We start from the raw sequence: 16623 nt of genomic DNA on the forward strand, positions 1-16623 counted from the left end.
TAAAAAAAGGTCGCATATAGCGACCTTTTTTATATATAGCAATTAGAAGCCAGTTTTTACAGCTTCAAGTAAAGCTGCTTGACGTTCTTTTAATGCTTTCGGTAAGCGATCACCGAGTTTATTAAATAAATCAGTGTGGCTTTCAATTTCAGTAATCCACTGATCTTTATCTTGAGCTGTGATTAGGTCAAATTCTTCTTTAGAGAATTCAGTACCTTCCCAGTTCAAGTCGTCATATGTTGGAACAAGACCAATTGGTGTTTCAACAGCGTTTGCACGACCTTCACAACGATCAATGATCCACTCAAGAACACGCATGTTTTGACCGAAACCAGGCCATACGAAGTTGCCTTCAGCATCACGACGGAACCAGTTTACATTGAAGATTTTTGGTAATTTATTACCAGCTGCTTCAGCTTTTGTGCTTACTTGTTGACCAAGGCTTAACCAGTGATCGAAGTAGTCAGCCATGTTATAGCCAGCAAATGGAAGCATCGCGAATGGGTCACGACGAACGATACCTTGTTGACCAACAGCAGCAGCAGTAGTTTCAGAACCCATAGTTGCCGCTTTATATACACCGTCAACCCAATCGAAAGCTTCAGAAACTAAAGGAACCGTATCTGCACGGCGACCGCCGAAGATAAATGCAGAAATTGGAACGCCTGCTGGATTTTCCCAGTCAGCATCGATAGAAGGGCATTGACCAGCTGCAACAGTGAAGCGAGCATTTGGATGCGCTGCTTTTTCACCATTTACATGAGGTTGACCTTTCCAGTTAGTTAAGTTTGTTGGAACTTCTTTAGAAAGACCTTCCCACCATACTTGACCATCTTCAGTTACTGCTACGTTTGTATAGATAACATCTTTGTGAAGAGTTGCCATACAGTTCGGGTTAGTCTTGGTATTTGTACCAGGAGCTACACCGAAGAAACCAGCTTCAGGGTTAATCGCATATAAACGACCATCTTCACCTGGTTTGATCCAAGCAATATCGTCACCTACAGTTTCGATTTTCCAACCTTCATAACCTGCTGGTGGAATTAACATAGCAAAGTTTGTTTTACCACATGCAGACGGGAATGCTGCAGCGATGTAGTGTTTTTCACCTTGAGGGTTAGTTACACCAAGAATAAGCATGTGTTCAGCTAACCAACCTTGTTCGCGTCCCATGACAGAAGCGATACGAAGAGCTAAACATTTTTTGCCAAGTAATGCGTTACCGCCGTAACCAGAACCGAAAGACCAGATTTCACGAGTTTCTGGGTAATGAACGATATATTTTTCAGGGTTACATGGCCAAGCAACGTCTTGTTGACCTTCAGCAAGTGGAGCACCTACTGTATGTACGCAAGGAACAAACTCGCCGTCTGTACCTAATACGTCATAAACTGCTTTACCCATACGTGCCATTTTACGCATGCTAACAGCAACGTAAGGAGAGTCAGTTAACTCAATACCGATATGAGCAATATGGCTACCTAAAGGACCCATTGAGAAAGGAACAACGTACATTGTACGGCCTTCCATTGAGCCTTCAAATAAACCATTTAATTTTTCACGCATAACAGCTGGGTTTTCCCAGTTGTTTGTCGCACCAGCATCTTCTTTATTTTGAGAGCAGATGTAAGTACGGTCTTCAACACGTGCAACGTCAGATGGGTCAGAATTTGCAAGATAAGAACCAGGATGTTTTTCTTGGTTTAATTTCTGCATGGTGCCGTTAGCGATCATCAAGTCGATTAGACGTTGATACTCTTCTTCGCTTCCGTCACACCATTCGATTTTTGCTGGTTTGGTTAAGTTTGCAATTTCTTCAACCCATGCGATAAGCTTAGGATGACGAACGAATTCTGGTGCGTTCACTGTGGTCATGGTGAGGCCTATTCAAAATATGTACAACGTACAAGTCATTCATTGAGAGGTACAATGAAAGATCAAATAAAAAAGTGGCTGTATTAAAGCACAAAATCATAAAAAAAATAAGACTAAAGACTAAGAAATAGATATTTTACTTTTATATATTTTTCTCATTTAAATCATTAACTTGTAGTTTTTTACAATATCTTATTCTCAATATTTTTATGTTGTATGTATGTTATTTATATTATTTATTTCCTTAAAAATCAATGGCTTGATTCTTATTTTTTTCTTGAGAATTATTATTGATTAAACAAATGATCTTCATTCAAAATTTACATAAAGAGACTTTTATTAGGCGTTTTTATATACAATATTCAGGATGAATCCCTCTATGATAATAAAAATGCGGACTTTAAAACCTCTCTCTATCATTTATAACCAAAAGTCGGGTTTTCATGCGTCAAAACATGAAGATATGTATGAACAGTTAATGACCGTGTTCACCGAATTTGGTTTTGAAATACAAGTTTTTGAATTAGCGGAAGATGTTTCTTTTGATGATTTGATGAGTCAAGTAATTCATCGGCATAGCCAAAATGCAAACTTAGGTGTTGTTGTTGCAGCGGGTGGGGATGGAACATTAAATGCGGTAGCATCAAAACTTAGACATACTCATATCCCTATGGGAATTTTACCTTTGGGAACTTTTAATTATGTCGCTAAAGTTTTAGATATTCCCTTAGATTTGTTAGAAGCTGCTGAAGTTATCGCTACAGGTACAACTCGTTCTGTACATATTGCGACAATTAATGACCATGTTTATTTAAATAATGCGAGTCTAGGGTTATATCCATTATTTATAAAAAAACGTGAGCTTTATAATAAATACTTAGGACGCTTACCTTTGCATGCCTATACATCAGCTCTGGATGTTTTATTAAGAGAAAATAAATCCATGAAACTTTCCGTCACAGTTGATGGGAAGAAATATCCAGTCAAAACACCTCTAATTTTCTTTGGTAATAATCAGTTGCAGTTATGTGATATGAAATTAAGAATTGCTGAGTGTGCAGCACAAGGTCGGGTCGCTGGAGTGATCATTACAAAAAGTGATAGGCTTAGTTTATTAAACATGTTGTGGCAGTGGATTCAAGGCAAAGTAGAAGAGGCGCAAGATGTTTATAGTTTTTGTGCAGATCACGTTGTGGTAGATTGTGCAAAAAGATCAAAACTTACAGTAGCTTTAGATGGTGAAATATTAGAGATGAAAGCACCTTTAAATTTCTCTGTAGAAAAGAATGCTTTAAATATTATGGTGCCAAATGTTGTTACACCTGTCTGATCTGCATTTTGGAACAGAAGTTGAGGCATGTTTAGATGCAATCCGACTTTTTTGCACTCAACATAGACCTGAAGTCATTGTGGTGAGTGGTGATATCACTCAACGTGCCCGATATCAACAGTTTTATAAATGCCGTCAGTTTTTAGATAGTCTTAATATTCCTTACCTTGTTGTGCCTGGTAATCACGATATTCCGTTGTACCATGTCTGGAACCGTTTTTTTTCTCCATTTACTCGCTACCAATATTTTTTTGGCCAGCTTGAACCAACTTTAGAAACTGAACATTTTTATATTGTTGGGGTGAATAGTATTCGCCGTCGTTATCATACTCGTGGGCATATTTCGATTGAGCAAATTCAGACGACTTATGAGAGATTACAGCAAGGGCCAGCGGATAAAATCAAATTAGTTGTTTTTCATCAGCCTTTTTATACTCCACCTGATGATGAGCATGGTATTAAAGATTGTCCTGTATTAGGAAAAATGGCGCTCGAAAAATGGAGTACAACGGGACTATTTGGAATGTTACATGGGCATTTACATAAAACCGCTGTATATGATTTAACGCAAATTTATCAGTTAAAGATAGATCATCCTATTTATGATATTCACGCAGGAACAGCGACTTCTAGCCGTTTGCATTATCATGTTCCAAATAGTTTTAATGTCATTTCAAATGAAGGAAAAATTAATCATTATTGGTTTAATTACGATTTAAAGATTTTTCAATTAATTTAATTTATAAAAATTATATAAGACATTTAACTTAAGAGTAGATTGATAAAATTTTATCCATTACAATGCCTAAGCTTTAAATTCTATATATGGGGAATAGGAAAACATTCTAAATGTTTTATCATTTTAAAAATAATATTAATGGATACATAAAAATTTTTTAACTATATAAAAAGCCGCGATTTTAAGTAGCTACAATAAGGGTTTAGTATTTTATGATAGTTAATAATATTTGATGATAGTTAATAATATTTGATTAAAATGAGTATCTATTTGACTTAATATTTTAGAAAAACTTAATAACTATTTGAAATTTCATGGTGGAAGAATGGTACAAGTATCATTAATGGCAAATAATGCTTCAAAAAATAATACAGTTGATATTAATGTAGGCCAGACAAAAAATATTGTAGTAAATCCTAAAGAAGTCGCAAAAATCGATATAAATCCCGAAAAAATTTCTTCAATAACAAGAGAAGGAAACAGTGCAATTGTTCATCTAAAAGATGGAACTGAAATTGTTTTAGAAAACTATTTTATTAGCGAAAACCCGCAAATTCTTTTAAATGAAGGGCAGAATTATTGGGCTGCTAATCTGGGAGAAGATGCTAGCGGACAGACCACTGTTAATTATTTAGAATTAAAAGATACGCCAAAGCTTATTGATAGTTCATCTTCTGTGCCCCTCTGGTCGTGGGTAGTCAGCGCTTTAGCAGGAGCAGGAACAATTGCTTTATTGTCTCGGAACGATTCTAAAGATACGACGCCTCCTGAGCCAGGTACTTTTAATCTAAAAAATCTTTTGGATTCAGGGGCTTCTACAATCGACCAGATCACTCAAGATAAAAACTTCACTTTAAAGATTGAGGGACAGGAAAGTGGCAGCCGAGTAACGTATTTGGTCTCTACCGATGATGGTAAGACTTGGCAGGAAACAACGGTCGCTCAAAAAGATTTAACTGATGGTGTATATCTCTATAAAGCCGTAGTAACGGACCGAGCTGGAAATGCATCGGAAACTGCTATACAAAAAGTTGTTGTGGATACCACAGCGCCGAAAGCAGGCGAACTGACTTTATCTGATTTGAGTGATACAGGTGTTTCGGCAACTGATCAGATTACGCAAGATAAAAACTTCAATTTAAAGCTTGAAGGACAGGAAAGTGGCAGCCAAGTAACGTATTTAGTTTCTATCGATGATGGTAAAACTTGGCAGGAAACAACTGTTACTCAAAAAGATTTGGCTGATGGTATTTATCAATTTAAAGCTGTAGTAACCGACGTTGCAGGCAATATATCTGAAACCAGTGTGCAAAAAGTCGTTGTGGATATAACAGCGCCGCAAGCAGGTGAACTGACTTTAGCTGCTTTGGCTGATACGGGCATTTCGGCAACCGATCAAATTACGCAAGATAAAACTTTTGATTTAAAGATTAGCGGACAAGAAGTAAATAGCCAAATCATTTACTGGATATCTAAAGATGAAGGAAAGACGTGGCAGGAAACAACAGTAGCTCAAAAAGATTTGGCGGATGGTATTTATCAATATAAAGCAGTGGTAACCGACGTTGCGGGAAATACATCAGAAACCGCTATACAAAAAGTGGTTGTGGATACCATAGCACCGCAAGCAGGTGAACTGAGTTTATCTGATTTAAGTGATACAGGTGTTTCGGCAACCGATCAGATTACGCAAGATAAAATTTTTGATTTAAAGATTAGCGGACAAGAAGTAAATAGCCAAATCACTTATTGGATATCGAAAGATGATGGAAAGACGTGGCAGGAAACAACAGTAGCTCAAAAAGATTTAACCGATGGAGTTTACCAATATAAAGCTATAGTTACAGATGTTGCAGGCAATACATCAGAAACCGCTATACAAAAAGTCGTTGTAGATACTACCGCACCACAAGCAGGGAAACTAACTTTATCTGATTTGACTGATACAGGTGTTTCAGCAACAGATCAAATTACGCAAGATAATAATTTTACTTTGAAGCTAGCTCAACCGATTGTAATTGGAGAACAAGCTGCTTTATTAGACCACTATGAAGTCTCTACCGATGAAGGAAAAACTTGGCAGGAGACAACAGCTGATCAAAAAAATTTAGCTGATGGTAGTTATCTCTATAAAGCCGTAGTAACGGATCTTGCAGGCAACACATCAGAAACTGGTGTGGAAAAATTAATTATAGATAATTCTTTAAATATTGAATCAACTACAGTAACTGTAAAGACGATTACTAAAGACAATACAATAAGCCTAGCTGAAAAAGATCAAGTTATTTCTATAAGACTGGACGTAGATAATCTACCAACAGATTTAAATAGCTCACTGACATCAGTAAATACGACATTAAACAATGTTGTGTATAACTTTCATTTTGATGAAGTTACCCAAGAGTGGGTTACTGAAATTCCAGCAGAGTTTTTGTGGTCAGAAGAATCGCAAACCAATATATCAATTGATATTAGTCTTACTGATCAAGCTGGCAATACAGCCATTATTAAACAGACCCAAAATTATAATGTAGATCATACACCGAATTCGCCAACTCTAGATTCGCTAACTTTCAATAATATAGATGGAGCTATCATTTCAGGTAGCGCATATAAAGGAAGTAATGTTGATATCTACAATAAAAATGGTGATTGGCTTGCAACTACAATAGCTAATGAGGAGGGTAAATTTACTTTACAAGACCTTTCTATTAGTACTAATCAAGAAATTTATGCGGTCGCTACTTATAATGGATACAGCAGTGAAAATTCGTCAATTAGCCTAGTTACTGAAGTTCCTGCTATTAGTATTACAAGAATTAGTCCAGAAGGTGTGATCACTGGTTATGCGACCGAAGGCAGTCATTTTATTGTAAAAGATCAGAATGGAAATATTCTACAAGAGTTTAACTCCATTGCATTTGAGGGTTCAGGTATTACGCCTTTTAGTGTAATGGCATTAGGTGAGGTCAGACCATTTACTTTGACCCTCAACCAACCTTTAGAGGAAGGTACTCAAATTATTATCTCTACAGATAAAGATAATATTTCAGGCCATCCACAATATATTACCGCAGACTATACTCCAGCAGTATTTTTAGAAACTCCACAATTTGATATTAGTGGTGAAACTTTATCAGTACATGTTAATGAGCCGAACAGCTTTATTCGTGCATTTTCTGGAGAGGGCAATTTAATTGCTACAGGTTTTATCGATGAACAAGGCTTTGCAAGTTTACAGGTGTTCCAATTTTTAAAAGAAGGTGAGTCGGTTACCGTACAAGTAGTAGATAAAAATCAAAATACGAGTGAAACTCTAATTGAAGTTCCAAACTTTGCTTATATTCCATATGTTGAACGTATTACACAAGAAGGCTTAATTTCTGGGTTTGCTGAAGATAATAGTACAGTAATCATACGTGATGCTGACGGTAATGAATTAGGAAAGGTTACATTAGGTGATGACAATAGTTGGAATGAATTTAGTCATTTTAGCTTGAGTGTAAACCGACCTTTAATTGATGGAGAGCAAATTTCCGTTCAAATTATTGATAATAAAGGGTTGATGAGTCCTGAGCAGAATATCATTGTAGATCTGACTCCTCCACCTGTTCCAACAGATTTAAATTTCAATGATGCTGGTGATTTAGTTTATGGCCATGCAGAACCTTTCTCTGAAATTTTAGTTAAAGATGGGCAAGGAAACATTCTTAATAAATGGTTCTGGAATAACTGGACTGATGAGAGTGGAAGTTTTTCGATAGAACTAGGTATGTTTTTAACTAATGCTGAGACGGTTTATGTCACAGCTACCGATGTGAATGGAAATGTAAGTTTAGCAGCGCAGATACAGGCGCCTAATTATGCTTTTGCCCCCCATGTAGATAGCTTTACTTCGGACGGAGTGATAAGTGGACAAGCTGAAAATAATAGTACTCTCATTGTTAAAGATGCCAAAGGTGAAGTCGTAGCTGAAATTAAAGTCGGTGAAGATAACGGTTGGAATGGATCAAGTTATTTTAAACTCCAGCTTGACCGCCCTCTTGTTGATGGTGAGCAGTTTTTCTTATCAATTAAGGATGCTCGTGGGCAAGTAAGCACCGATACTGTAATTACCGCTGATACGGTTGCTCCTACACCAGCCAGCAATTTAGTTTTCTCGGAAGATGGTTCATATCTTACAGGCGTAGCAGAACTGAATACTACGATTCAGGTTTTTGATCATAATGGTCAGCTCGTGAATATATGGAATAACACCATAAACTCAGACGGTACATTTACTATTTTCTTAGGTAGCAATAATTTACATGGAGAGGCATTCACGGTCACCTTTAAAGACCAAGCTGGAAATGTGAGTGAAGCTGTTTCAATAAATGCTCCACTTGATGATATTGCACCGGATCTAATTAAAAATATTTTACTTGATGCAAACGGTCAAAACTTTACAGCACAAGCAGAAGCAAATAGTCAGATTGAAGTTTTTGATTCATTAGGTAATCAGACGGGTTGGGGCTCTACAGATAGTGCTGGTAATGTCTCAGGCTTTTTCAATCAAATCTATTTACATGGTGAAGAGCTTACTTTTGTTGTCATAGATCGAGTTGGTAACCGTAGTATCGAATTTAAGCAAAATGCTTTAATTGATACCATTGCACCAAATCCGATTGCAAATATCATCTTCAACGAAGATGGCCAAAGTTTTACAGCTCAGGCAGAAGCTGGAAGCTCTATTGATGTATTCGATCAGGATGGAAATAAGATTGGTTTTGGTTACACCGATAGCTCAGGTAATGTATCTGGTTATTTTCAACAAGTTTACTTACACGGTGAGGAACTTACTTTTGTCGTAATCGATCGAGCAGGTAACCGTAGTGCAGAGGTCACGCAGAGTGCTTTGAATGATGATGTCGCACCAAATCCGATTGAAAATATTGTATTAGATCTCAATGGTCAGAACTTTACAGCTCAGGCAGAAGCAAATAGCCAAATTGAAATCAAAAATAATAACGGTGACGTCGTAGGTTATGGATCAGCAGATAGCGCAGGTAATGTTTCAGGATATTTGTATCAAGTGCATTTACATGGCGAAGAGCTTACTTTTGTTGTCGTTGACCGAGCGGGTAACCGCAGTACAGAGGTCAAGCAGAATGCCTTGATTGATGATACTGCGCCAAATCCGATTGAAAATATTATATTAGATATCAATGGTCAAAACTTTACAGCGCAAGCAGAAGCAAATACTCAAATTGAAGTTAAAAATGCTGTTGGTGAGATTGTTGGTTCAGGTTATGTGGATGGCGCTGGTAACGTGTCAGGTTATTTTAATCAAGTCTATTTACATGGAGAAGAACTCACTTTTGTTGTCGTTGACCGAGCGGGTAACCGTAGTGCAGAGATCAAGCAAAACGCTTTAACTGATGATATTGCACCAAATCCGATTGAAAATATTGTATTAGATATCAATGGACAGAACTTTACAGCTCAGGCAGAAGCAAACACTCAAATTGAAGTCAAAAATGCTACTGGTGAAGTCATAGGATCTGGTTCAACCGATAGCATGGGTAATGTTTCTGGTTACTTCTATCAGGTCTATTTACATGGTGAAGAACTCACTTTTGTTGTAGTTGATCGAGCTGGTAACCGCAGTACAGAGGTCAAGCAGAATGCGTTGATTGATGACATTGCTCCGAATGTGATTGAAAACATTATCTTTAATGAAAATGGTCAAAACTTTACAGCGCAAGCAGAAGCAAATAGCAAAGTTGAAGTTAAAAATGCTGCGGGTGAGGTTGTAGGTTTTGGTTATGTGGATAGTGCTGGTAATGTCTCGGGTTACTTGAATCAAGTTTATTTAAAAGGTGAGGAGCTCACTTTTGTTGTGATTGATCAAGCTGGTAATCGTAGCATTGAAGTAAAACAAACAACCTTTCTTGATAATACAGCACCGGAAAATGCGACTAATTTAGTATTTAGTGAAGATGGCTCATATCTAAGTGGTATCGCTGAGCCAAATGCGACGATTCAAATATTTGATCAGTATGGTCAATTATTAAATCAGTGGAATAATAATGTTAATTGGGACGGAACATTTAACATCTATTTAAACAGTAACTACATGCATGGAGAAGTATTTAAAGTAGTTGTAGTTGATCAGGCTGGTAATTTGAGTGGTGAGGTTACTGTAAAAGCACCGCTTGATGATATTGCTCCTGTAGCTGCAAGTGATCTGGTCTTTAGTGAAGATGGTTCATCCCTTTCTGGTGTAGCTGAGCCAAATACCTTCATCCAGATTTTTGATCAAAATGGTCAGCAGATGAATACGTGGAGTCAGAGTGTAAATGCTGATGGTACATTTACTATTTTTTTCGGTATTTACAATTTACATGGTGAAGAGTTTACAGTCATTGTTAAAGACCTTGCTGGAAATGTCAGTGAAGCTGTTTCAGTTAAGGCGCCGCTTGATGATATTGCGCCTAATCCGATTAAAAATATTGTACTTGATGCGAACGGTCAAAACTTTACAGCACAAGCGGAAGCAAATAGTCAGATCGAAGTTTTTGACTCATTTGGTAACCAGATAGGTTGGGGCTCTACCGATAGCACTGGTAATGTGACGGGTTACTTCTACCAAGTTTATTTACATGGAGAGGAATTAACTTTCGTTGTCATAGATCGAATGGGTAACCGCAGTGTCGAACTTAAGTTAAATGCTTTGGTGGATACCATTGCGCCAGATCCAATTGAAAACATCATCTTTGACGAAAATGGGCAAAATTTTACGGCACAAGCAGAAGCCAATAGTTTTATTGGTGTCAAAAATGCTGCGGGTGAGTTTGTCGGTTATGGTTATGTCGATAGCACTGGTAATGTGTCCGGTCACTTCAATCAGGTTTATTTAAAAGGTGAGGAACTCACTTTTATCGTTATAGATAAAGCAGGTAATCAAAGTATTGAATTTAAGCAAAATGCTTTGATTGATGATATTGCACCAAATCCGATTGAAAACATTGTCTTAAATGAAAATGGTCAAAACTTCACAGCGCAAGCGGAAGCAGATAGTCGAATCGAAGTTAAAAATGCTGTTGGTGAGGTGGTAGGATCTGGTTCAACCGATAACATGGGTAATGTTTCTGGTTACTTCTATCAAGTGTATTTACATGGAGAGGAGCTTACTTTTGTTGTAGTTGATCGAGCTGGTAACCGCAGTACAGAGGTCAAACAGAATGCCTTAATTGATGATATCTCGCCAAATCCGATTGAAAATATTGTGCTCGACTCAAACGGTCAAAACTTTACTGCGCAAGCAGAAGTAAATACTCGGATTGAAGTCAAAAATGCTACGGGTGAGGTTGTAGGCTATGGTTATGTAGATAGTACTGGTAACGTGTCAGGTTATTTTAATCAAGTCTATTTACATGGAGAAGAGCTTATATTTGTTGTAATTGATCAAGCAAGTAACCGAAGTATTGAGGTTAAACATAATGCTTTAATTGATGATGTTGCACCATCAGCTGCTTCAAATATTACATTAACCTCAGACGGATTGCTTTTTGGTGAGGCTGAGCCAAATGCAACGATTGAAATTATTGATCAATATGGTGCAGTTATCGCAACAACTTATGTTTGGTACGATGGCACATTTAATCAATGGATTAATCTGAGTCAATACCAGACACAAAATTTGAGTATTGTTGTCAAAGATATTGCTGGCAACCGAAGCGAAGTTGCTCATGAATTAGTACCAGTATTTACCAACTCACCAATTACTGCAACAGAGCTAAAACTGGATGTAGATGGTCATATTCTAACAGGAAAGGCAACAGCAGGAATGTCGATTGTTGTTACATCTACTGATAGTCAGATCATTAATGGAGGGTGGAATAATGTTGTGAATGAAGATGGTAGTTTTGCTATTCAGTTAATTGATTACTATCTACAGGGACAGACATTACAAGTTCGAGTTTATGACCAGAATACGAATCAATACAGCCTAATCTCTGAAATTATTGCGCCTTTAGACAATATTGCTCCAGTAATTAATGATGTGGTGATTAGTAATGACGGTTATGGTATTACCGGACAAACTGATTCAAAAGCAATCATTCAGGTAATGGATGCGGATGGAGATTTACGAGCAGAATTTCAAACGGATGAGACTGGATATTTTAACGCTAGTATTTATCCACCTATATTACGTGGAGAGCAGTTATTCATCACTGCGATAGATTTAGCCAAAAATATAAGTAAGCCATTTAATATTACTTTTAATGCAGATACTAATGCACCGCCATCAGCAGAGCATATTGTGGTATCTGAAAATGGTTTTTTTATTGAGGGAACTGCTTCGCTCAATAGTGAGGTGCGTATTTATGATGTGTATAGTAATTATATTGGTGGTGGTTCTGTAGATGAAACAGGGCATTTTAATATCCAGTTATACTCACCTCAGGCGAATGGGCAAACTTTACGCATTGTTGTGGAGCAAAATGGCTATCAAAGCGCTTACACCGAAATTACCGCACCCATAGACATCGTCGCGCCAAATGCAGCAACTCAGCTTGTTTTAGCAGATGGAAATGTACTTTCAGGACAAGCGGAAGCATATTCAACAGTTAATATTTTTGATGCTAATAATAATTTAGTTGGTCAGACTACTGTCGGAAGTGAAGGTAGTTTCTTAACACAATTATGGTCACAATATTGGCATGGCGAAACATTGACGGTAAAAATAGTTGATGCCAATCAAAATGTGAGTATAGGTACAACGGTTGTTGCTATAAATGATACAACAGCACCGAAAGTGGTCACCCAGCTTGCCATAAATGAATGGGGTAATTGGCTGGTAGGGCATGCCGAAAGTAATGCTACTGTTGAAGTCACTTATTATTTTGCTGATCAAGAACCTTCTGTAACGAGTACTACGGTCATGGCAGATGGAACTTTCTCTACTTATGTGTATGGGACTGCAACGTCATTTGACCTTACCGTTATTGATTGTGCTGGAAATCGTAGTGAAACTATCAGTAAAGCAATTAATGATTTAACTACAATCACTGTTGATCAGTTTAAAGGTGATGCTACGGATAATACGTATGTAGTTGATCATATAAGTGATTTTGTTCAAGAGTATGGCGTTGCTACTGTTAATGTATTTCAAGATGTCTGGATAGATACAAGTCATTATGAGGAGCAATGGGTAGCTTCTGGTTATACTGATAACATATGGGTAGATACAAGCCATTTTGAGAATGTTTGGATTGACACAAGCTATTCCCAAGATATTTGGATTGATACAAGCTATTATCAAGATACATGGGTCGTTGATGGCGTAATAGATGTTTACATGGACTCAAATGGCATAAATTACTATTCAGATGATGGTTCGTATAATCAATATGTGAATACCTACTATGATTATAATTTAAATCAGTGGCAGGCAGGATATGAACTATCGGGTCCTAATACTGTAGAGGTTGGGCATCTTGAACAACAACTCGTTCAAGATGGGCACTATGAATCTCAATGGATTGAACAGGGTTATTATGAGCAACAATATGTGTTTGATGGTTATAATGAAGAGACTTGGGTAGATACGAGCCATTACGAAAACGTGTGGATTCAAAGTGGTTATTCAGAAACACAAATAGTTGGGTCTGAACTTAAAGATACGGATTTTGGTGGACACGATAAAATAGTTAGCTCTGTGAGTTATAGTCTGGTTGGATATTCTGATTGGTCGACAGGTCTAGAAAGCGGGCGTTATGTTGAAGATTTGGAGCTGGTTGGTTCTGCTCATTTAAATGCAACAGGCAATGCTTTAGATAATCTTTTAACAGGTAACTCTGGTAATAATGTTTTGAATGGGCGTGAAGGTAACGATACTTATATCACCAATGAAGGTACAGATACTATTCTGTTCCAATTGCTAAATAGCCAAGATGCGGCTGGCGGGAATGGACATGACACGGTGTTAGATTTTACTTTAGGTGATCTAAGAACTGATCTACAAGCTGACAAAATTGATTTAAGTGAATTATTAATTGACTATTCTAAAGACGTGAGCACATTAGCGAAATTTATTACTGTAGAGCAAGATGCTGGAAACACGACTATTAGTCTTGACCGAGATGGTGAAGGTACAATGTTTAGTAATGTTTCATTGATAACTTTAAATCAGGTAAATACAACATTAGATGAATTGTTAAATAACCAGCAACTCTTTGTTTAACATTAATATTTATCTTTATAAAAGAGGCTATGAAAATAGCCTCTTTTATTTTGTGCTTTAAATTTAATAAAAACTCTTCACAACCTGTTAAAAAATGACCAAAAAAGATAAGTTTTTTTTCATTTTCCCCTTGAAGCCTTTTTTTTCATCCCCACAAAAGTGACATCTAAATATTTTGTTATTGCTCTGGATTAAAGCAATAACGATTAATCAAAAAGACTTAGTCTGATGGAGTTAATTATGAGCAACATTCGTCCATTACATGATCGCGTTGTAATTCGTCGCGTAGAAGAAGAAACCAAAACTGCTGGTGGTATTTTACTTCCAGGTTCTGCTGCTGAAAAACCATCTCAAGGTGAAGTAATTGCAGTAGGTAATGGTCAAATCACTGAGAATGGCGTACGTGCTTTGGATGTTAAAGTTGGTGACAAAGTATTGTTTGGTACTTATGCAGGTACAACAGTGAAAGTAAGTGGTGAAGAACTCTTAATCATGAAAGAGTCAGACATTTTAGCTGTGTTGGAAGGCTAATCAATCCATAACTCAATTCATTATCAGATTCAGTATTTAAAAAGATTCGGAGTTTAATATGTCAGCTAAAGACGTAAAATTTGGTGATTCAGCTCGCTCAAAAATGATTGCAGGTGTAAATGTACTTGCAGATGCGGTTAAAGTGACTTTAGGCCCTAAAGGTCGTAACGTTGTTATTGATCGTTCTTTCGGTGCTCCGCACATCACTAAAGACGGTGTAACTGTTGCTAAAGAAATTTCATTAAAAGACAAGTTTGAAAACATGGGTGCTCAACTTGTTCGTGAAGTTTCTAGCAAAACTAACGATATCGCTGGTGACGGTACGACAACTGCAACTGTACTTGCTCAAGCAATTTTAAATGAAGGGATCAAATCTGTAACTGCAGGCATGAACCCAATGGATTTAAAACGTGGTATTGATATCGCAGTAAAAACTGTAGTTGAAAATATCCGTTCAAATGCAAAACCAGCTGACGATTTCAAAGCGATCGAGCAAGTAGGTTCTATCTCTGCTAACTCTGATACTACTGTTGGTAAACTTATCGCTCAAGCGATGGAAAAAGTAGGTAAAGAAGGCGTAATTACTGTAGAAGAAGGTTCTGGCTTCGAAGACGCGTTAGACGTTGTAGAAGGTATGCAGTTTGACCGTGGTTATATCTCTCCATACTTCGCAAACAAGCAAGATACTTTAACTGCAGAACTTGAAAACCCATTCATCCTTCTTGTTGACAAGAAAATCAGCAACATCCGTGAATTGATTTCTGTTTTAGAAGCAGTTGCAAAAACTGGTAAACCACTTCTTATCATCGCTGAAGATGTTGAAGGTGAAGCGCTTGCTACACTTGTAGTAAACAACATGCGCGGTATTATCAAAGTATGTGCTGTTAAAGCTCCTGGTTTCGGTGACCGCCGTAAAGCAATGCTTCAAGATATCGCAATCTTGACTGGTGCAACTGTTATTTCTGAAGAAGTTGGTATGTCTTTAGAGCAAGCAACTCTTCAAGATTTAGGTACTGCGCACAAAATCACTGTTTCTAAAGAAAACACTGTTATTGTTGATGGTGCTGGTGATGCTGCTGGTATTGCTGAGCGTGTTCAACAAATCCGTGCTCAAATTGAAGAATCTACTTCAGAATATGACCGTGAAAAATTACAAGAACGCGTTGCTAAATTAGCAGGCGGTGTTGCTGTAATTAAAATCGGTGCAGCAACTGAAGTTGAAATGAAAGAGAAGAAAGACCGTGTAGATGACGCGCTTCATGCAACTCGTGCAGCAGTTGAAGAAGGTGTTGTTGCTGGTGGTGGTGTTGCTCTAGTACGTGCTGTTAATGCATTAGATGGCTTAAAAGGCGCTAATGAAGATCAAACAGCAGGTATCAACATTTTACGCCGTGCGATCGAAGCTCCACTTCGTCAAATCGTTGCAAATGCTGGTGATGAGCCATCTGTAGTGATCAATGCAGTTAAGGGTGGTGAAGGTAACTTTGGTTACAATGCTGCAACTGGTGAATATGGCGATATGTTAGAAATGGGTATCCTTGACCCAGCTAAAGTAACTCGTTCTGCTCTTGAGCATGCAGCTTCTGTTGCTGGCTTAATGTTAACTACAGAATGTATGATTACTGACATTCCTGAAGATAAACCAGCTGTTCCAGATATGGGCGGTATGGGTGGTATGGGCGGCATGATGTAAATCGCTCAATTTTAAGTTAAGTGTTTGTAATATGGTGTTTAATTATTAATTTAATGGATAGTTACTCACAGTATTACTCACGTTTGATTTAGTCACATAAGAAAAGGTCGCTTAATGCGACCTTTTTCTTTATTGATTTCATGCTCTCAGTTCCTGAATTTCATTTTCATCTGCACCTTATCGAATGCAGCTAAGAACATAACTATTAAGTCAGAAGTCTTTACGTC

The 16623-nt window shown here is 37.4% G+C and carries 6 protein-coding genes; 5 read left to right on the forward strand and 1 reads right to left on the reverse strand.

The genetic code is table 11. From position 1 onward, the window contains the following. Nucleotides 1-42: 42 nt before the first annotated feature. The gene (locus tag RMB06_RS01340) at nt 43-1875 is read right to left on the reverse strand and encodes a phosphoenolpyruvate carboxykinase (GTP) (protein WP_002115528.1); all 1833 of its coding nucleotides are present in this window, start codon (nt 1873-1875) and stop codon (nt 43-45) included. 391 nt (nt 1876-2266) lie between these two features. Between RMB06_RS01340 and RMB06_RS01345 the strand changes: the two genes are divergently transcribed. The 5 genes from RMB06_RS01345 (at nt 2267) to groL (ending at nt 16396) form a co-directional block, all read left to right on the forward strand. Beyond that, the gene (locus RMB06_RS01345) at nt 2267-3205 is read left to right on the forward strand and encodes a diacylglycerol kinase family protein (protein WP_311077906.1); all 939 of its coding nucleotides are present in this window, start codon (nt 2267-2269) and stop codon (nt 3203-3205) included. Further along, nucleotides 3186-3944 carry a metallophosphoesterase family protein gene (locus RMB06_RS01350; protein WP_311077907.1) on the forward strand — a complete coding sequence of 253 codons (759 nt, stop codon included), beginning with the start codon at nt 3186-3188 and terminating at the stop codon, nt 3942-3944. The genes RMB06_RS01345 and RMB06_RS01350 overlap by 20 nt, the downstream gene beginning before the upstream one ends. Nucleotides 3945-4269: 325 nt before the next feature. Beyond that, complete coding sequence (blp1, locus tag RMB06_RS01355) at nt 4270-14172, forward strand: biofilm-associated Ig-like repeat protein Blp1 (protein ID WP_311077908.1); 9903 nt, start codon at nt 4270-4272, stop codon at nt 14170-14172. A 240-nt stretch (nt 14173-14412) separates the two neighbouring features. Beyond that, a complete protein-coding gene (gene groES, locus RMB06_RS01360) occupies nt 14413-14703 on the forward strand; it encodes a co-chaperone GroES (RefSeq protein WP_002120604.1) in 291 nt (96 codons plus the stop codon). Nucleotides 14704-14761: 58 nt separating this feature from the next. Further along, nucleotides 14762-16396 (forward strand): chaperonin GroEL, encoded by a 1635-nt coding sequence (groL, locus tag RMB06_RS01365; protein ID WP_002120607.1) that lies wholly within the window; start codon nt 14762-14764, stop codon nt 16394-16396. Nucleotides 16397-16623 lie beyond the last annotated feature (227 nt).

Origin of the sequence: Acinetobacter sp. V104_13 (genome assembly GCF_031798995.1) — a bacterium.
Classification (GTDB): domain Bacteria; phylum Pseudomonadota; class Gammaproteobacteria; order Pseudomonadales; family Moraxellaceae; genus Acinetobacter; species Acinetobacter pittii.

Bases quoted from the DNA above. Each gene is read 5' to 3' on its own strand.
- RMB06_RS01350 (WP_311077907.1), top strand. From the start codon at position 3,186: ATGTTGTTACACCTGTCTGATCTGCATTTTGGAACAGAAGTTGAGGCA.
- RMB06_RS01340 (WP_002115528.1), bottom strand. From the start codon at position 1,875: ATGACCACAGTGAACGCACCAGAATTCGTTCGTCATCCTAAGCTTATC.
- groES (WP_002120604.1), top strand. From the start codon at position 14,413: ATGAGCAACATTCGTCCATTACATGATCGCGTTGTAATTCGTCGCGTA.
- blp1 (WP_311077908.1), top strand. From the start codon at position 4,270: ATGGTACAAGTATCATTAATGGCAAATAATGCTTCAAAAAATAATACA.
- RMB06_RS01345 (WP_311077906.1), top strand. From the start codon at position 2,267: ATGCGGACTTTAAAACCTCTCTCTATCATTTATAACCAAAAGTCGGGT.
- groL (WP_002120607.1), top strand. From the start codon at position 14,762: ATGTCAGCTAAAGACGTAAAATTTGGTGATTCAGCTCGCTCAAAAATG.